The organism is Cnuibacter sp. UC19_7 (assembly GCF_042699995.1).
Classification (GTDB): Bacteria; Actinomycetota; Actinomycetes; order Actinomycetales; family Microbacteriaceae; genus Cnuibacter.
Window position 1 is genome coordinate 3406384 of sequence record NZ_CP170560.1, and the last position, 16806, is coordinate 3423189.

Below are 16806 nucleotides of genomic sequence, written 5' to 3' on the forward strand. Positions count from 1 at the left end.
GATCCGCACACGGTACGAGGAGCGAGCGCGTCGGCGTTATGAGCAATCCCTGCCCACCGCAGGGCCGCGCCCTCGCGCCGGTAGCATCGGGGGATGCGACCGCGAGGGTCGCGAGCACCACCCGAAGGAGCCCCGTGGCCCAGCTGCCGCAGCCCGAGCACGACACCGTCCGCGACGAGGACGACGCGAGCATCCCCACCGCTGGAGCATCAGCCGGACCGCTGATCGTCACGACGGTGGCGGGCATCCGCGCCGAGGTCGCCGCCCTCCGCGAGGCGCGGCGAGCCCGCGAGATGACCACGCGGCCGCACGCCGCTCCCCCCGTCGTCGCCTTCGTGCCGACCATGGGTGCCCTGCACGACGGGCACCTCGAGCTCGTTGATCGAGCCCGCGAGCTCGCCGACGTGGTCGTGGTGTCGATCTTCGTCAACCCGCTGCAGTTCAGCGATCCCGCCGACCTCGAGCGCTACCCCCGCGACCTCGCGAGCGATCTCGCGCTGCTCGAGGGTCACGGCGCCGATCTCGTGTTCGCCCCGGAGGTCTCCGAGCTCTACCCCCACGGCGACCCCGCGACCCGCATCATCGGCGGGCGCGTGGCGCAGCTGTTCGAGGGCCGCAGCCGACCGGGCCACTTCGACGGCATGCTCACGGTGGTGGCGAAGCTCCTGAACGCGGTCGGTCCGGATGCGGTGCTCTTCGGTCAGAAGGACGCCCAGCAGGTCTTCCTGGTCTCCCAGATGGTGGCCGATCTCACGATGCCCGTGCGCGTCGAGGTGGTCCCCCACCGTGCGCGACGACGACGGTCTCGCGCTGTCCAGCCGCAACCGCTTCCTCGACGCGGAGGCACGCCGCGCGGCGCTCGCCCTCCCCGCGATGCTCGAGGCCGCCGAGTCCGCCTCCGACCGCGGCATCGACGCGGTGCTCGCCGCCGCCCAGTCCGTGCTGATGGGGCAGGACGACGTCGACCTCGACTACCTCGCCGTCGTCGATCCGCGCACGTTCCTCCCGGTCGACGACGACTACACAGGGCGCGCCACGGTGCTCGTGGCGGCGCGGGTCGGGGGAGTGCGGCTCATCGACAACGCGCCCATCTACCTCGGCCACGCCTGAGCGCCCACCGCTGAAGCGCACGCCTGAGCGCCCACGCCACCTTCGCATCCGCGGGCACCCGGCTCGGGCCGAAGTGCGTCCTCGGTAGGATCGACATGTGACAGAGGACACCACCGCCACGCCCGACGCCGCCGCCCTCGAGACCCCGGACGATGTCGCGTCCGAGCAGGACATCTCCGAGCAGAAGGCCGTGCGTCTGGGCAAGCGCGAGCGCCTCAACGCCGGGCCCGGCGCCTACCCGGTGAGCGTCCCCGTCACGACGACCATCCCCGAGGTGCGCGCGCTCTGGCAGCACCTCCAGCCCGGCGAGGAGAGCGGCGAGGTGGTCGGCCTCGCGGGCCGCGTCGTGAACCTCCGCAACACCGGCCGCCTCTGCTTCGTGTCGCTGCAGGCAGGCGACGGCACGCGCATCCAGGGCATGGTCTCTCAGGCCAAGGTGGGGGCCGAGTCGCTCGCCGAGTTCAAGGAGCTGGTCGACCTCGGCGATCACCTCTTCGTGCACGGCGAGGTCATCGCGAGCCGCACCGGCGAGCTGAGCGTCATGGCGGATGCGTGGCAGATCGCGGCGAAGGCGATCCTCCCGCTGCCGAACCTCTACACCGAGCTCAACGAGGAGACGCGGATGCGCTCCCGCTACCTCGACCTCATCCAGCGCGAGCAGGCGCGCAAGAACGTCCGCACCCGCGCCGAGGCGATGGCGAGCCTGCGGGCGACGTTCACCGACCGCCACTACCTCGAGATCGAGACGCCGATGCTGCAGACGATCCACGGCGGCGCCGCGGCCCGTCCGTTCGTCACGCACTCGAACGCGTTCGACACCGAGCTGTACCTGCGCATCGCCCCCGAGCTCTTCCTCAAGCGCGCCGTCGTCGGCGGCATCGACCGGGTCTACGAGATCAACCGCAACTTCCGCAACGAGGGCGCCGACTCCACGCACAGCCCGGAGTTCGCGATGCTCGAGGCGTACGAGGCCTACGGCGACTACAACACCATGGCCGAGCTCACGCAGACGCTCGTGCAGAACGCCGCCCAGGCCGTGTCCGGCTCGCACGTGGTGACCTGGGCCGACGGCACCGAGTACGACCTCGGCGGCGAGTGGGACCGCATCGACATGTACGGCTCGCTCTCGGAGGCGGCGGGCGTGGAGATCACGCCGTCGACGAGCCTGGCCGAGCTCGAGGCGCTCGCCGCGAGCGTCGGCGTCGAGGTGCACCTGCCCAATCACGGCAAGCTCGTCGAGGAGCTGTGGGAGCACTTCGTGAAGGGCGGCCTCACCCGCCCCACCTTCGTGATGGACTTCCCCGTCGAGACCAGCCCGCTCACCCGCGCCCACCGCTCGAAGCCCGGCGTGGTCGAGAAGTGGGACCTCTACGTGCGCGGCTTCGAGCTGGCCACCGCGTACTCCGAGCTCGTCGACCCCGTCATCCAGCGCGAGCGCTTCGTCGAGCAGGCGCGCCAGGGGGCGGCGGGCGACGTCGAGGCGATGCGCCTCGACGAGGACTTCCTCCGCGCCCTCGAGTTCGGCATGCCCCCGTCGGGCGGCATGGGGATGGGCATCGACCGCCTGCTCATGGCCCTCACCGGCCTCGGCATCCGCGAGACGATCCTCTTCCCCCTCGTGAAGTAGGGTCCGTCCGCCGCCCCCACCGGGGGTTTGTCCAGTTTTCCGTCGCATTCTCCGCATTTCGCGACGGAAACCTGGACAAAGCCCGCAGCCCTAGACCCGGGCGGCGGGCGCCCAGGCGGGGTGACGTATCCTGGTGGGGATGGACTACTTCCTCGCCGCCGTGTGGTCGCTCGCGCCGACCGTGCTCCTCGGGCTGCTCTTCTGGTTCATCATGAGCAAGGTCGTGAGGGCCGACCGCGACGAGCGCCGTGCCTACAAGCGCATCGAGGCGGAGGAGCGGGCCAAGCTCGGCCTGCCGCCCAAGCCCACGGCCGAGTAGCGCGCACCACCTCCGTCGACCCGATACGGTAGCGCTAGCGGTCGTGCGCCGTGGATGAGGGGGAGCGGCGTGACGGTAGAGGTCTCGGGGTTCGACATGGCTGACTTCGTGCTGCTCGCCCTGCTGCTGATCGACTTCGTCATCCGCATCTCGTCGGTCATCATCGTGCCGCGCAACAGGCGCCCGTCCACGGCGATCGCCTGGCTGATGGCGATCTTCTTCCTGCCCTACATCGGCTTCCTGCTGTTCCTCCTGCTCGGCTCGTACAAGCTGCCGAAGCGCCGACGCGACAAGCAGAAGGCGATCAACGAGTTCATCATCGAGACCACGGAGGGCATCGACCGCGTCAGCGACGCCGATCCGTGGCCCCCGTGGCTGCGCTCGGTGGTCGAGCTCAACCGCAACCTCGGCGCGATGCCCCTGGTCGGGGGCAACTCGGCCTCGCTGACAGGCGACTACGACGAGGCCATCCGCAGGATGACCGTCGACGTCGCCGAGGCGCAGCGGTACGTCCACGTCGAGTTCTACATCCTCAGCTACGACAAGGTCACGAAGCCGTTCTTCGAGGCGATGGGTGCCGCCGTCAAGCGCGGCGTCACGGTGCGCGTGCTGCTCGACCACATCGCGTCGGTCCGTGCGCCGGGCCACAAGAAGACCGTCAAGATGCTCAACCGCCTGGGCGTGCGCTGGTCGTTCATGCTGCCGGTGCAGCCGCTGCAGGGCAAGTACCAGCGGCCCGATCTCCGCAACCACCGCAAGCTGCTCATCATCGACAGCGAGGTCGCGTGGATGGGGTCGCAGAACATGGTCGACCGCAGCTACAACAAGCGCACGAACCTCAAACGCGGCCTCAAGTGGCAAGACCTCATGACGCGCCTCGAGGGTCCGATCGTCGCGGGCCTCAACGCGATCTTCATCACCGACTGGTACAGCGAGACCAACGAGCTGCTGCTGCGCGAGACCCGCGCCATCACGGATGACGTGATCGACAAGGATCCGGATGCCCTGGACATGCAGGTGGTCCCCTCCGGCCCGGGGTTCGCAGGCGAGAACAACCTGCGCCTGTTCCTGGCCCTGCTCTACAGCGCCACCGAGCGGGTCGTGATCACGAGCCCGTACTTCGTGCCCGACGACGCGATGCTCTACGCGATCACCACCGCCACCCAGCGCGGGGTCGCGGTCGACCTGTTCGTCTCCGAGATCGGTGACCAGGCGCTGGTCTACCACGCGCAGCGCTCCTACTACGAGGGGCTGCTCAACGCCGGCGTGCGGATCTTCATGTACCCGGCCCCGTACATCCTGCACGCGAAGCACTTCACGATCGACGACGAGGTCGCCGTGATCGGCTCGTCGAACATGGACATGCGCTCGTTCAGCCTCAACATGGAGGTCTCGCTCATGGTGCGCGGGCGCTCGTTCGTCGAGTCGATGCGCCAGGTCGAGGACGGCTACCGCGCGATCTCGAAGGAGCTCACCAAGGAGGCCTGGCACACGCAGCCGCTCCGGTCGACGATCCTCGACAACCTCGCCCGCCTCACCTCCGCCCTGCAGTAGGAATTGCTCAGGTGAGCCACCCTCGGATATGAGGTAGCTTCTCGCCATCGGTGGTCGAGAAAGAGCAACGATGTCCACGAGCGCGCCGATCCGGTTCCGCGCGGTCTCCGTCCTGGCGGCGACCGCCGCCCTCGTCGCCTGCGGCCTCGCTCACGCGGGTACCGCTCACGCGGAGACCCCGAACGGCCTCGACATGTGCACGGTCTTCCAGGATCCGCTCGCCTGCGGACCCGATTGGGACCCCTGGGCGCCTGGCAAGGGAGGCGGATCGGGCGGCGGCGGAGCGGCGGCCGGTTCGGGCGGAGCCGGCAGCGGTGGTGGCGGGGGCGCACCTGATCCCACGAGTCCCATGCCGGGAAGTGACGCACCGTGGGTCGCGGATCAGTTCGACTACATGGGGACCACGGTGTGGGGAGCCGACGTGTACAGGCTGAAGTCGCGGGGCCCGATATCGAGGCCGACGGCGAAGGCCCTCGGGAAGAACTACAACTACTCGAAGGGCTGCCACGTGGAAGACGGTCTCGACACGATCGCCTTCTGCGTGGACTGATCCGGGCGAGCGCCCGGCGTCAGCGGGCGCGGGGCTTCAGACGCACGCCGGGGAGCTCCGGTGCGGGGAGGGGCGCGCCCTCGTAGTGGTGGTCCGTGGCGCCGAAGCGGTGCGACGCGGCCTCGGCTGCGAGCGGTGCGTCGAAGCCCGCCTCGCGCTGCCACTGCTCGCGATAGGACACCACCTCGTCGTGGGAGCGGCCCACGAAGTTCCACCACATGAGGATCTGCTCGCCCAGCGGCACACCCCCGATGAGCACGACCCTCACGGGCTCCGCGCCGGCCACCAGCCGCACCGATTCGGTGCCCTGGCCGAGGAAGACGAGCTCGGTGCGCGCAGCCTCGACACCCGAGACCGTGACGGGCCCGGCGTCTACGAGCACCCCATGCTCGAACTCGGGGCGCAGTGCCAGCTCGACCGATCCCGCGGGCGGGAGCGTGATCTCGGCCGCGACGAGCTCGGTGAAGGTGGTCGGGTTCGTCGACACCCCCGCGAGCGAACCGATGAAGACGCGGACGAGGGCATCGTCGACCCCCGCGAGCACCGACGGCGTGGCCTCGAAGAACGGCTCGACCGACCGCGATGCCGAGGGCAGGGCGACCCACAGCTGCACGCCGTGCAGCACATCCGTCTCCGGGGTCGACATCTCGGAGTGCGAGATGCCGCGGCCGGCCGTCATGAGGTTGAGCTCGCCCGGGCGCACGAAGGCGTGAGAGCCCACGCTGTCGCGGTGCTCGATCTCGCCCGAGAACAGCCAGCTCACCGTCTGCAGCCCGGTGTGCGGATGCGGCGGTACGACCATCCCCCCGGTCTCCGAGACGGGGGAGGGGCCGTAGTGGTCGATGAAGCACCAGGCCCCGATGAGGGTCCGCTCCCGGGAGGGGAGCGTGCGGTGCACCGTCATCGCCCGAGGGCCGCCGAGCGGCACCTCGCGCGCCTCGATGATCTCCGGGCGCCGCGCCGGTGCGACCGCGGTCGCCGCCCAGGTGGCGTCGGGATCCCGTTCGAGGTTGCTCACAGCCGCATCCTAGGCCCGCGAGAGGCAGGCGGGGACGCGGCTAAAATCATGAGGCACCCCAGTACACCTCACCGGAGCCATCTTGCGGCCAGTCCCCTCCCCGGCGGTTCACTACGACCCGTCCAGCCTGTACCTCGGGCTCGCGATCGCAGCGCTGACCGCGTTCGGGATGTGGTCGGTGTTCCGCAAGACGGGCCGGCCGGGGTGGCCCGCAGTGGTGCCGTTCTACAACGTGTGGGTGCTCAGCAAGGTGGCCGGCAGGCCCGGCTGGTGGGGCATCCTGTTCATCGTCCCGGTGCTGGGCGCGGTGCTCGGCATCATCGTCGCCCGCGACGTGGGCCGCAGGTTCGGCAAGGGGCCCGCGTTCTCGTTCTTCCTGCTCTGGCTGCTGTTCTTCATCGGGTACCCGATGCTGGGCTGGAGCGACGCGCGGGTGATCCGCCCGAGCCGGTAGAGGCGTCACGCCCACGGCGAACAGGCCGCCGTTGCCCCGGGAGCCCTGGTTAGTCTCTTCTCAACGGTCGTCATCCTGCCCTGGCGACCAGGGAGACAGACATGTTCGAGAGATTCACCGATCGCGCCCGTCGCGTCGTCGTCTTGGCCCAGGAAGAGGCCAAGATGCTCAACCACAACTACATCGGGACCGAGCACATCCTCCTCGGCCTCATCCACGAGGGTGAGGGCGTGGCAGCGAAGGCGCTCGAGTCGCTGAACATCTCGCTCGACGCGGTGCGCGAGCAGGTCCAGGACATCATCGGCCAGGGCCAGCAGCAGCCGACGGGTCACATCCCGTTCACGCCGCGTGCGAAGAAGGTGCTCGAGCTCAGCCTGCGCGAGGCGCTGCAGCTGGGTCACAACTACATCGGCACCGAGCACATCCTGCTCGGCCTCATCCGCGAGGGCGAGGGCGTCGCCGCCCAGGTGCTCGTGAAGCTGGGTGCCGACCTCAACCGGGTGCGCCAGCAGGTCATCCAGCTCCTCTCCGGCTACCAGGGCAAGGAGCAGGTCGCCGTCGGCGGCAACGAGGCGGCACCCGACAAGGGGTCGCAGATCCTCGACCAGTTCGGTCGCAACCTCACGCAGGCCGCGCGCGACAACAAGCTCGACCCTGTGATCGGGCGCGAGAAGGAGATCGAGCGAGTCATGCAGATCCTGTCGCGCCGCTCCAAGAACAACCCCGTCCTCATCGGCGAGCCCGGCGTCGGCAAGACCGCCGTCGTCGAGGGTCTCGCCCAGGCGATCGTGCGCGGCGACGTGCCCGAGACCCTGAAGGACAAGCAGCTCTACACGCTCGACCTCGGCTCGCTCATCGCCGGATCCCGCTACCGCGGCGACTTCGAGGAGCGCCTGAAGAAGGTCACCAAGGAGATCCGCACCCGCGGCGACATCATCACCTTCATCGACGAGATCCACACGCTCGTCGGCGCGGGTGCTGCCGAGGGCGCGATCGACGCGGCGTCGATCCTCAAGCCGCTTCTCGCGCGCGGCGAGCTGCAGACCATCGGCGCCACCACGCTCGATGAATACCGCAAGCACTTCGAGAAGGATGCGGCCCTCGAGCGCCGCTTCCAGCCCATCCAGGTGGCCGAGCCGAGCCTGCCCCACGCGATCAACATCCTGAAGGGCCTCCGCGACAAGTACGAGGCCTTCCACAAGGTGTCGATCACCGACGGCGCGATCGTCGCCGCGGCGAACCTCGCCGACCGCTACGTGCAGGACCGCTTCCTGCCCGACAAGGCGATCGACCTGATCGACGAGGCGGGCGCGCGTCTGCGTCTGTCGATCCTGTCGGCGCCGCCGGAGCTGCGTGAGTTCGACGAGCGGATCGCCACGGTGCGCGCCTCGAAGGAGGCCGCGATCGAGGATCAGGACTTCGAGAAGGCGGCGAGCCTGCGCGACGAGGAGAAGAACCTCCTCGGCGAGCGTCTCCGTCTAGAGAAGCAGTGGCGCTCGGGCGACATCCAGACGTCGGGCATCGTCGACGAGGGGCTGATCGCCGAGGTGCTGGCCCAGGCCACGGGCATCCCGGTGTTCAAGCTCACCGAGGAGGAGTCGTCGCGGCTCATCTTCATGGAGAAGGCGCTGCACCAGCGCGTCATCGGCCAGAACGAGGCGATCGCGGCCCTGTCGCGCACGATCCGCCGCACCCGCGCCGGGCTCAAGGACCCGAAGCGTCCCTCGGGCTCGTTCATCTTCGCCGGCCCCACCGGTGTCGGAAAGACCGAGCTCGCCAAGGCGCTCGCCGAGTTCCTGTTCGACGACGAGAACGCCCTCATCTCCCTCGACATGTCGGAGTACGGCGAGAAGCACACCGTCTCGCGGCTGTTCGGTGCCCCTCCCGGGTTCGTCGGCTTTGAAGAGGGCGGCCAGCTTACCGAGAAGGTGCGCCGCAAGCCGTTCAGCGTGGTGCTGTTCGATGAGATCGAGAAGGCCCACCCCGACATCTTCAACTCGCTGCTCCAGGTGCTGGAGGAGGGACGTCTGACGGATGGTCAGGGTCGCGTCGTCGACTTCAAGAACACGGTCATCATCATGACGACCAACCTCGGCACGAAGGACATCACGGGAGCCCCCATCGGTTTCCAGGTGTCGGGCAACGAGTCGACGTCGTACGAGCGCATGAAGGCGAAGGTCTCGGAGGAGCTGAAGAAGAACTTCAAGCCGGAGTTCCTCAACCGTGTCGACGACACCATCGTGTTCCCGCAGCTGAACCAGGAGGAGCTGCTGCAGATCGTCGATCTGTTCATCAAGCGCCTCCGCGACCGCCTGCTCGACCGCGACATGACGATCGAGCTGACGCTCGCCGCCAAGGAGCGCCTCATCAAGGTCGGCTTCGACCCATCGCTGGGTGCGCGTCCGCTGCGTCGCGCTATGCAGCACGAGGTCGAGGACCAGCTGTCCGAGCGCATCCTGCAGGGCGAGCTCAACGCGGGTGACCACGTGCACGTCGACTTCGTCGACGGCAAGTTCACGTTCCTCACCACCTCGCGCGAGCCGCTCGCGGTGGGCGCGGGCGTCGACTCGTCGGCCTCGAACGCCGCCGCGGCAGCCGCTCTGGGAGACATCCCGAACGACTGAGCGCTGAGGCGCGCATCGCGCGCGTCTCCACCACACCTGATCCGTCAGCTCCCGTGGGTCCCGGCAGGGGATACCCACGGGGCTGGCGGATCTGGTGCGTTCGGGCGCCATTCGGGTGGTGCCCGGGGCCGGGGCTACGCTGGTGCGATGACCATCGACACCAGGCCCGCCGTCACGGTACGGCGGGCGCGCACGAGCGACGTCCCCTGCATCCAGGCTCTCGTGGAGCCCCTGGTGCAGCGACGAATCCTGCTCGGCAAGGACGCGGTAGTCTTCTATGAGGCCGTCCAGGAGTTCCGGGTGGCCGAGGATGAGGACGGTCGACTCGTCGGATGCGGCGCGCTGCACGTCTTCTGGGAAGACCTCGGCGAGGTGCGCACCCTCGCCGTGCACGATGACGTCCGCGGCCGGGGTGTGGGGCGGATCCTCGTCGAGCGACTCGAGCAGGACGCCCTCGAGCTCGGACTCTCGAAGCTGTTCTGCCTCACGTTCGAGGTGTCGTTCTTCGAGCGGCAGGGCTACACGGCGTCGCCGCTCTCGCTCGTCGACCCCGAGGTCTACGCCGAGCTGGTCCGCTCGCCCGACGAAGGTGTGGCCGAGTTCCTCGACCTCGCCCGCGTGAAGCCGAACACGCTCGGCAACACGCGCATGCTCAAGCACCTGAGGTAGGGGGCGCCATGTCGACGCAGGATCGATCCTTCAACGAGCGGATGCGCGACCGCTTCTTCGGCCGCCGTCCCGGTGCGTCGGGGGAGCCGGCGGACGAGCCCGCCGGGCTCGACGCCGCCCCGCGCGGCAGCGGCGTCGCCGAGATGGGCTTCTTCGGCCGCGTGCAGCGCCCGGGCGGCTTCGACGCACCGCCCGAGGAGCCCGTCGAGCTCGAGGGCCCGCTCCCCTGGGAGCTGGGCGGCCCTGCGTCGGCCGGCGGAGAGGATCCGGCCGAGGCGCCCACGGGCGAAGACGACGAGCCCAGGTAGACGCATCGCGGGCGCCACGCAGAGAGCGCCGTCGTCATCGTCCGCTTCAGCGGTGCGTCGCGCTTGAGCTCTCCGGAGCGACTCAGCGCCGGGGGGCGCAGGGGACGCACTGGGTGGCCGTGGGGCGCACCTCGAGCCGCTCGAGCGGGATGGGGTGGCCGCAGGTCGCGCACAGGCCGTACGTGCCGTCGTCGACCCGGAGGAGGGCCGCGTCGATGTCGGCGAGCCGCGCGTCCGCCGCGTCGAGCTGCGCTCGCAGCCGGGCCCACTCACCGCTGAGGGGAGCGCCGTCGGGGTCGTGCTCGTCGTCGTCGGAGGTGACCCGGCGGTCGGCCAGCAGCGACTCCATCGCCGCCGCGGTCGACGTGCGCGTCGACGCGGCCTCGCCCCGCTCGGCGCGCAGGCGCTCGAGCGGAGCGGTCAGACCGTCGTTCTGGTGCTCGATCTCAGGCGCCGGGGGCCTCGCTGTCGGAGGGTTCGGGCTCGGCGACGAACTCGCCGAGCTTCTCTTGGAGGTCCTCGTCGAAGGAGTCGGTCTCCTCCTCGATCTCGGGGTGCTGGTCGTTGTGCTCGAACGACTCGGGCTGGAGAGGGTCGATGAAGGTGCTCATGAGCCCGACCATACGCGGATCCGCCGACAGCGACTACCGCCTTCCGGCACACCCGACCCCGCACGCGGCGGTGACAGGGCGGCACGATCCCCTGAGGGATCTCAGCCTCACCGCGCCGTCCTGCGCGATACTGGTGGCGGGCCGCGACCGGCCCTCGCCCGGCGATCGATGCGGATCGGAGAAGCGATGGACTCCAGCCAGTGGCTCGCGCTGCCCGAGCGCCGTCCGGTCGCTCGTCCGCGGGCTGTGGTGGTCGAGTCGTGGGACAGAGCGCGCCAGAGGCACCTCGATCCCGAGCGGCTGCTGCCCGCGCTCGAGGTCGCGGAGGACAGCATCGTCGACGTCCGCACCGGACATCCGCTCGCGGCAGTGCTCCCCGTCATCCGCCGTCTGCTCGTGAACGACGCCGAGGGCTCGGGCCTGTTGGTGGCCGTGGGCGACGAGCACGGGCGCCTTCTCTGGGTCGAGGGCGATCCGGATGCGCGCCGCCGCGCGGAGGAGATGCGCTTCGTCGCGGGTGCGGGCTGGGCGGAGGACCGCGTCGGCACGTCCGCGCCGGGCACCGCGTTGGCCCTCGACCACGGCATCCAGATCCACGACGACGAGCACTTCAACCGGCTGGTCCACGGCTGGAGCTGCACCGCCGTCCCGGTCCACGATCCGGAGACCCGGCGCATCCTCGGTGTGATCGACATCACGGGCGACGAGCGCGCGGTCGATCCGCACGCGCTTCCGCTGATGGAGGCCACCGCGGCCGCCGCCGAGGCGGAGCTGCTCGTGATGCGTCTGCGGCAGCGGGCTGCGGCGGCCGATGCGTCGAGCGCGCCGGTGTCGATCCCGCTGGGCTCACCCGCGTCCCGAGGGGCGTCGGCGGCGAGGGGCGTCGCCGCTCGGGCACAAGCACGAGCACGAGCGGGAGCGCGCAGCCGCGCACGCACCACCCGGACGAGCGCAGTGCTCCACGTACTCGGCCGCGACACCGGAGATCTCGAGCTGCCCGACGGAGGCTCGCTCGAGCTGAGCGCCCGGCACGCCGAGATCGTCACCCTCCTCGCGTGGCACCGCGAGGGACTCGCCGCCGACCTCCTCACCGACCTCGTCTACGGCGAGAACGGGTCGTCCGTCACCCTACGAGCCGAGATCGTCCGTCTGCGCAGGGCCCTCGAGCCCGCCGGCATCGAGCTGGCGTCGCGGCCCTACCGACTCGGAGGGGTCGTCGAGCTCGACCTGCACCGGGTGGTCTCGCTCCTCGACCGCGGCGCGCACCGCGTGGCGCTCGCGGGGTACGGCGGCGGGCCGCTCCCCGGATCCGACGCCCCCGGCATCCTCGAGATCAGGGCCGATGTGGGGGTGCGGATGCGCGAGGCGCTCCTCGCCGCCGCCTCGCCCGACGTGCTGCTCGCCTACGCTGCCACGCGTGAGGGCGCCGACGACGTCGACGTGCTGCGCGAGCTGCTGCGGGTTCTGCCCCCTCGATCTCCGCGTCGGGCCGCGCTCGTCGCCCGCCTGGAGCAGCTGGAACGCAGCGAGCGCTGAGCCCGCACCCAGCCGGCGCAAGGCCGGCGGTGCGAGACTCCACTCATGGCGTCGGGACGGGGTGGAGCGCGCGCGAGCGTCGCCGCCCTCGTCGTGTGCGCCGCGCTCGCGCTGACAGGATGCGCCGCCTCCGCCTCGGTGAGGCCCGACACGGATGTGCGCGACCGGCCCGACACCGCCGACACGGGTTCCGCCCCGGCTCAGACGATCGCGACCGACCACCCCGTCTCGCTCGTCACCATCGGCGACTCGATCATGACGGGCAACGGGTTGGATCCCGAGCAGGCCTGGCCGGTGCTCCTGGCCGACCACGAGAAGTGGCAGCTCACCAACCTCGCCGAGGACGGCGCGGGCTTCCTCTCCGTCGGCGACGACGGCGGGGTGTTCGCCGACCAGGTGGCCGAGGCCGAGCTGCTGCCCGATCCACCCTCGATCATCGTCGTCTCGGCCAGCAGCAACGACCTCGGCGAGGATCCGGACGAGATCGAGGGTGCCGCCCACTCCGCGTTCGCCTCCCTCCGCGCCGCCTTCCCCGACACGCTCCTGGTCGGCCTCAGCGCGATCTGGGGCAGCGACGACCCCGACGAGGGGCTCGCACCGCTCAACGGCGCGGTCGAGCGCGCGGCGCTCGACGAGGGCGCCCAGTGGATCGACATCGGGGAGCCGCTGCTGGGCCATCCCGAGCTGATGCAGGACGACGACGTGCATCCCACGGCGAAGGGGCTGAAGGTGATGGCGCGGGCCATCGAGGAGGATCTGCGCCCCTTCCTCGACCACAGCGCGCACTGACCCCGCGCGCGACTCCCGCGCGCGACTCCCTCCGCGCAACGGTGTGCAACGTTGCGCGGCGTACCGTCGAGCGCATCCGAGGGCCAGGCCGGCCCCGGATGTCCTGGACAACGTCGTCGAAGGGATCACGACATGACCATCATCGATCGGCCCGAGACGGAGGAGGCCCCGGCGACCCCGGGCTCCACCGTCTACGCCAACCCCGGGGCCGAGGGCTCCGTCGTCTCGTACCGCCCGCGGTACGACAACTTCATCGGCGGGGAGTACGTGCCGCCGGCGAAGGGCCAGTACTTCCAGAACGTCACTCCCGTCACGGGCCAGGTGTTCACCGAGGTCGCCCGCGGCACCGCCGAGGACGTCGACCGCGCGGTCGACGCGGGGTGGAAGGCGTTCGAGTCATGGAAGAGGACCTCGCCCACCGAGCGCAGCAACATCCTGCTGAAGATCGCCGACGTGATGGAGCAGAACCTCGAGCTCCTCGCCGTCGCCGAGACGTGGGAGAACGGCAAGCCCGTCCGCGAGACGCTCGCCGCCGACATCCCCCTCGCCATCGACCACTTCCGCTACTTCGCCGGCGCCCTGCGCGCCCAGGAGGGCGGCATCTCCGAGCTCGACCACGACACCATCGCGTACCACTTCCACGAGCCGCTGGGTGTGGTGGGGCAGATCATCCCCTGGAACTTCCCGCTGCTCATGGCGACGTGGAAGCTCGCTCCGGCGCTCGCGGCGGGCAACTGCGTGGTGCTGAAGCCGGCCGAGCAGACGCCGGCGTCGATCCACGTCTGGCTCGACCTGGTGAAGGACCTCCTCCCGGCGGGAGTGCTCAACATCGTCAACGGGTTCGGCATCGAGGCGGGCGCTCCGCTGGCGTCGCATCCGCGCATCCGCAAGATCGCCTTCACCGGAGAGACCACGACCGGGCGCCTCATCATGCAGTACGCGTCGGAGAACCTCATCCCCGTCACGCTCGAGCTCGGCGGCAAGAGCCCGAACGTGTTCTTCGCCGACGTCGCCGAGCAGAAGGACTCGTTCTACGACAAGGCGCTCGAGGGCTTCAGCTTCTTCGCCCTCAACCAGGGCGAGGTCTGCACCTGCCCCAGTCGCGCGCTGGTGCAGCGGTCGATCTACGACGGCTTCGTGGCGGATGCGCTGGAGCGCGTGAAGAAGGTCAAGCAGGGCAACCCGCTCGACACGTCCACGATGATCGGGGCGCAGGCGTCGAACGACCAGCTCGAGAAGATCCTCAGCTACATGGACATCGGGAAGCAGGAGGGCGCGAAGATCCTCGTCGGCGGTGACCGCGCCGACCTCGGCGGCGAGCTGTCGGGCGGCTTCTACGTCAACCCGACGGTGTTCGAGGGCCAGAACTCGATGCGGATCTTCCAGGAGGAGATCTTCGGGCCGGTGCTCTCGCTCACCTCGTTCGACGACTTCGACGACGCGATCTCGATCGCCAACGACACCCTCTACGGCCTCGGCGCCGGGGTGTGGAGCCGCGATGTGAACACCCTGTACCGGGCGGGACGGGCCATCGAGGCGGGCCGTGTCTGGTCGAACACGTATCACCAGTACCCCGCACACGCGGCGTTCGGCGGATACAAGCAGTCGGGCATCGGCCGCGAGAACCACAAGATGATGCTCGACCACTACCAGCAGACGAAGAACCTCCTCGTCTCCTACGCCGAAGGGCCGATGGGGTTCTTCTGATGCCCGAGTCGACCACGCACTCGCGGGTCGACGTGACGGCTGCCGCAGCGGACATGCTGCGGCAGCTGTCGGCGCACCCACGGGCAGCTGATGTTCCACCAGTCGGGCGGCTGCTGCGACGGCTCCTCCCCGATGTGCTACCCGGTCGGGATGTTCCGGATCGGCTCGTCCGACGTGCTCCTGGGCACACTCCAGGTCGAGGGTGTGTACCCGATCGAGGTGTATATGTCGCGCTCGCAGTTCGAGTACTGGAAGTACACGCACCTGACGATCGACCTCGTCGACGGGCGGGGCAGCGGCTTCTCCGTCGAGGCGCCCGAGGGGAAGCGGTTCCTCATCCGCTCCCGGATGCTCACCGACGACGAGCTCGCCGCCTTCGACCTCGCCCCCGCCACTCCCTGAGCCCGCCTGAGCTCGCGTGCCCGTCGGGCCGCGTGCCCTCCGCCCCTCGTGGATGCAGGGTTTGTCCAGGTTTCCGCTGCGAATCGCGGGATTCGCAACGGAAACCTGGACAAACCCGACCCGCAAGGAGGGCGCGGGCACGCTCAGGGGCGCGAAACACGGGAGACACGCGGCGGGCGTAGGCTCGCCGCGTGTCTCGAGTGTCTCCGTACCAGGTCTGCGTCGCCTTCCTCCTGCGCGAGGGCGCCGAGGGTCCCGAGGTGCTGCTGGGGAAGAAGAAGACCGGGCTCGGCTCGGGCAACATCGTCGGCCTCGGCGGCAAGATCGAGGCGGGTGAGACCGCGGTCGACGCGATCGTGCGCGAGATCCACGAGGAGTCCGGGCTCGTCGTGGCGCCCGACGACGTGTCGGAGCGAGGTCTCGTGCGATTCGCGTTCCCCTACCGCGAGAACTGGAGCCAGGACTCGACGGTCTTCGTCGTCACCCGCTGGTCGGGCGAGCCGCAGGAGTCCGACGAGCTCGTCCCCGGCTGGTACCCGGTCGATCGCCTGCCCCTCGACGGGATGTGGGACGACGCGCGGCGCTGGCTGCCCGGGGTGCTGGCGGGGGAGCGGATCTTCGCCGACTTCGTCTTCGGCGAGGACTGCACGACGGTGTCGGGCTACGAGATCCACGACGCCGCTCTGCTCTGATTCGAGTCTCGTCAGGGCCTTCGCGCCCCGCGCATCCGCGGTTTCTATGAATCCGCCGCACCGCGCGGCGTGGCGGATGCGCCGTGCCGGGACCACGCCGAAGGGCTCATCTACTCTGGGCGCATGTCGACGCTCCGCAATCCGGTGGGCCCGTTGCCGAAGAAGGTCTATCTCCGGCGTCGACTCACCGTGCTGGCCGTCCTGATCGCGCTGATCGCGATCGTGGTGCTGGTGATCGTCCGCCCCGGATCGGGCGACGGCCCGCCCGCGGCCGCCGGCACCCCGACGCCCGCCCCGAGTGCGGCGGCGGAGGACCAGTCCGCCGCCGAGGCGGCGGCCGCCGCCGACCATGCGACCGCAGCGCCGACCGACGCAGATGCGTCGCCGTCCGCGTCTCCCTCGCCGGCGGTGGTCGAGGCGTCCTCGCCCGTCGCCTGCGATCCCTCGATGCTGACGATCACGCCCATCACCGACTCCTCCTCCTACTCCGACGGCGCCCAGCCGCAGCTGTCGTTCTCGATGACGAACACCGGTTCGGTCTCGTGCACCATCAACGCCGGCACGTCGCAGCAGAAGTACACGATCACGAGCGGATCCGACACGTACTGGACGTCGACCGACTGCCAGGTCGGGCCGAGCGACACCATGGCGCTGCTCGAGCCCGGTCAGACCGTCACGAGCGCGCCCTTCGCCTGGGATCGCACCCGCTCCACCCCGGAGACGTGCGGCATCGCCCGCGAGGCCGTCCCCGCCGGAGGCGCGAGCTACCACGTGCACGTCGACGTGGCGGGCATCCCCTCGAAGACCGACACGCAGATCCTGCTCTACTGAGCATC

16 protein-coding genes and 2 pseudogenes are annotated in these 16806 nt (G+C 69.9%); 15 read left to right on the forward strand and 3 right to left on the reverse strand.

The window, feature by feature from the left end:
* The first annotated feature begins 293 nt into the window (after positions 1-293).
* The 5 genes and pseudogenes from panC (at position 294) to ACFJGV_RS16340 (ending at position 5160) form a co-directional block, all read left to right on the forward strand.
* A pseudogene (gene panC, locus ACFJGV_RS16320) lies at positions 294-1110 on the forward strand (pantoate--beta-alanine ligase).
* Positions 1111-1207: 97 nt separating this feature from the next.
* Entirely contained in the window at positions 1208-2737 is a 1530-nt protein-coding gene (gene lysS / locus ACFJGV_RS16325) for a lysine--tRNA ligase (protein WP_378145058.1), read from the forward strand.
* A gap of 139 nt (positions 2738-2876) precedes the next feature.
* Entirely contained in the window at positions 2877-3056 is a 180-nt protein-coding gene (locus ACFJGV_RS16330; RefSeq protein ID WP_378145059.1) for a hypothetical protein, read from the forward strand.
* A 96-nt stretch (positions 3057-3152) separates the two neighbouring features.
* A complete protein-coding gene (cls, locus tag ACFJGV_RS16335; protein WP_378148753.1) occupies positions 3153-4610 on the forward strand; it encodes a cardiolipin synthase in 1458 nt (485 codons plus the stop codon).
* Between the two features lie 70 nt (positions 4611-4680).
* Positions 4681-5160 carry a hypothetical protein gene (locus ACFJGV_RS16340; protein WP_378145061.1) on the forward strand — a complete coding sequence of 160 codons (480 nt, stop codon included), beginning with the start codon at positions 4681-4683 and terminating at the stop codon, positions 5158-5160.
* Positions 5161-5179: 19 nt separating this feature from the next.
* Here ACFJGV_RS16340 and ACFJGV_RS16345 read toward each other — a convergent pair whose 3' ends face one another.
* Entirely contained in the window at positions 5180-6178 is a 999-nt protein-coding gene (locus tag ACFJGV_RS16345; protein WP_378145063.1) for a pirin family protein, read from the reverse strand.
* Positions 6179-6260: 82 nt separating this feature from the next.
* Here ACFJGV_RS16345 and ACFJGV_RS16350 point away from each other — a divergent pair, with 82 nt between their 5' ends.
* The 4 genes from ACFJGV_RS16350 (at position 6261) to ACFJGV_RS16365 (ending at position 10233) form a co-directional block, all read left to right on the forward strand.
* Complete coding sequence (locus tag ACFJGV_RS16350; RefSeq protein WP_378145065.1) at positions 6261-6632, forward strand: DUF5684 domain-containing protein; 372 nt, start codon at positions 6261-6263, stop codon at positions 6630-6632.
* 101 nt (positions 6633-6733) lie between these two features.
* On the forward strand, positions 6734-9256 hold the full coding sequence (locus ACFJGV_RS16355; protein ID WP_378145067.1) for an ATP-dependent Clp protease ATP-binding subunit: 2523 nt from the start codon (positions 6734-6736) through the stop codon (positions 9254-9256).
* 147 nt (positions 9257-9403) lie between these two features.
* Positions 9404-9925 (forward strand): amino-acid N-acetyltransferase, encoded by a 522-nt coding sequence (locus tag ACFJGV_RS16360; RefSeq protein ID WP_378145068.1) that lies wholly within the window; start codon positions 9404-9406, stop codon positions 9923-9925.
* An 8-nt stretch (positions 9926-9933) separates the two neighbouring features.
* Positions 9934-10233: a hypothetical protein gene (locus ACFJGV_RS16365; protein WP_378145069.1), complete on the forward strand. Its 300-nt coding sequence runs from the start codon at positions 9934-9936 to the stop codon at positions 10231-10233.
* An 82-nt stretch (positions 10234-10315) separates the two neighbouring features.
* On the opposite strand, the gene ACFJGV_RS16370 is transcribed toward ACFJGV_RS16365, so the two are convergent.
* Both ACFJGV_RS16370 and ACFJGV_RS16375 read right to left on the reverse strand, forming a co-directional pair.
* On the reverse strand, positions 10316-10582 hold the full coding sequence (locus ACFJGV_RS16370) for a TraR/DksA family transcriptional regulator (RefSeq protein ID WP_378145071.1): 267 nt from the start codon (positions 10580-10582) through the stop codon (positions 10316-10318).
* Between the two features lie 97 nt (positions 10583-10679).
* Positions 10680-10844: a hypothetical protein gene (locus ACFJGV_RS16375; protein WP_378145073.1), complete on the reverse strand. Its 165-nt coding sequence runs from the start codon at positions 10842-10844 to the stop codon at positions 10680-10682.
* Positions 10845-11030: 186 nt separating this feature from the next.
* Here ACFJGV_RS16375 and ACFJGV_RS16380 point away from each other — a divergent pair, with 186 nt between their 5' ends.
* From ACFJGV_RS16380 to ACFJGV_RS16405, 6 genes and pseudogenes are all read left to right on the forward strand, one after another.
* On the forward strand, positions 11031-12380 hold the full coding sequence (locus ACFJGV_RS16380; RefSeq protein ID WP_378145074.1) for a GAF domain-containing protein: 1350 nt from the start codon (positions 11031-11033) through the stop codon (positions 12378-12380).
* Positions 12381-12425: 45 nt separating this feature from the next.
* Positions 12426-13169: an SGNH/GDSL hydrolase family protein gene (locus ACFJGV_RS16385; RefSeq protein ID WP_378145076.1), complete on the forward strand. Its 744-nt coding sequence runs from the start codon at positions 12426-12428 to the stop codon at positions 13167-13169.
* A gap of 132 nt (positions 13170-13301) precedes the next feature.
* On the forward strand, positions 13302-14876 hold the full coding sequence (locus ACFJGV_RS16390; protein ID WP_378145077.1) for an aldehyde dehydrogenase family protein: 1575 nt from the start codon (positions 13302-13304) through the stop codon (positions 14874-14876).
* Positions 14876-15278 (forward strand): annotated as a pseudogene (locus ACFJGV_RS16395) (DUF779 domain-containing protein). The gene ACFJGV_RS16390 and the pseudogene ACFJGV_RS16395 overlap by 1 nt, the downstream one beginning before the upstream one ends.
* Positions 15279-15469: 191 nt before the next feature.
* The gene (locus ACFJGV_RS16400) at positions 15470-15970 is read left to right on the forward strand and encodes an 8-oxo-dGTP diphosphatase (protein ID WP_378145078.1); all 501 of its coding nucleotides are present in this window, start codon (positions 15470-15472) and stop codon (positions 15968-15970) included.
* Between the two features lie 123 nt (positions 15971-16093).
* Positions 16094-16801, forward strand: coding sequence for a hypothetical protein (locus tag ACFJGV_RS16405; RefSeq protein WP_378145079.1), 708 nt, complete (start codon positions 16094-16096; stop codon positions 16799-16801).
* The last annotated feature ends 5 nt before the right edge of the window (positions 16802-16806 follow it).

Bases quoted from the DNA above. Each gene is read 5' to 3' on its own strand.
- ACFJGV_RS16330 (WP_378145059.1), top strand. From the start codon at position 2,877: ATGGACTACTTCCTCGCCGCCGTGTGGTCGCTCGCGCCGACCGTGCTC.
- cls (WP_378148753.1), top strand. From the start codon at position 3,153: ATGGCTGACTTCGTGCTGCTCGCCCTGCTGCTGATCGACTTCGTCATC.
- ACFJGV_RS16340 (WP_378145061.1), top strand. From the start codon at position 4,681: ATGTCCACGAGCGCGCCGATCCGGTTCCGCGCGGTCTCCGTCCTGGCG.
- ACFJGV_RS16355 (WP_378145067.1), top strand. From the start codon at position 6,734: ATGTTCGAGAGATTCACCGATCGCGCCCGTCGCGTCGTCGTCTTGGCC.
- ACFJGV_RS16360 (WP_378145068.1), top strand. From the start codon at position 9,404: ATGACCATCGACACCAGGCCCGCCGTCACGGTACGGCGGGCGCGCACG.
- ACFJGV_RS16365 (WP_378145069.1), top strand. From the start codon at position 9,934: ATGTCGACGCAGGATCGATCCTTCAACGAGCGGATGCGCGACCGCTTC.
- ACFJGV_RS16370 (WP_378145071.1), bottom strand. From the start codon at position 10,582: ATGGAGTCGCTGCTGGCCGACCGCCGGGTCACCTCCGACGACGACGAG.
- ACFJGV_RS16375 (WP_378145073.1), bottom strand. From the start codon at position 10,844: ATGAGCACCTTCATCGACCCTCTCCAGCCCGAGTCGTTCGAGCACAAC.
- ACFJGV_RS16380 (WP_378145074.1), top strand. From the start codon at position 11,031: ATGGACTCCAGCCAGTGGCTCGCGCTGCCCGAGCGCCGTCCGGTCGCT.
- ACFJGV_RS16385 (WP_378145076.1), top strand. From the start codon at position 12,426: ATGGCGTCGGGACGGGGTGGAGCGCGCGCGAGCGTCGCCGCCCTCGTC.
- ACFJGV_RS16390 (WP_378145077.1), top strand. From the start codon at position 13,302: ATGACCATCATCGATCGGCCCGAGACGGAGGAGGCCCCGGCGACCCCG.
- ACFJGV_RS16405 (WP_378145079.1), top strand. From the start codon at position 16,094: ATGTCGACGCTCCGCAATCCGGTGGGCCCGTTGCCGAAGAAGGTCTAT.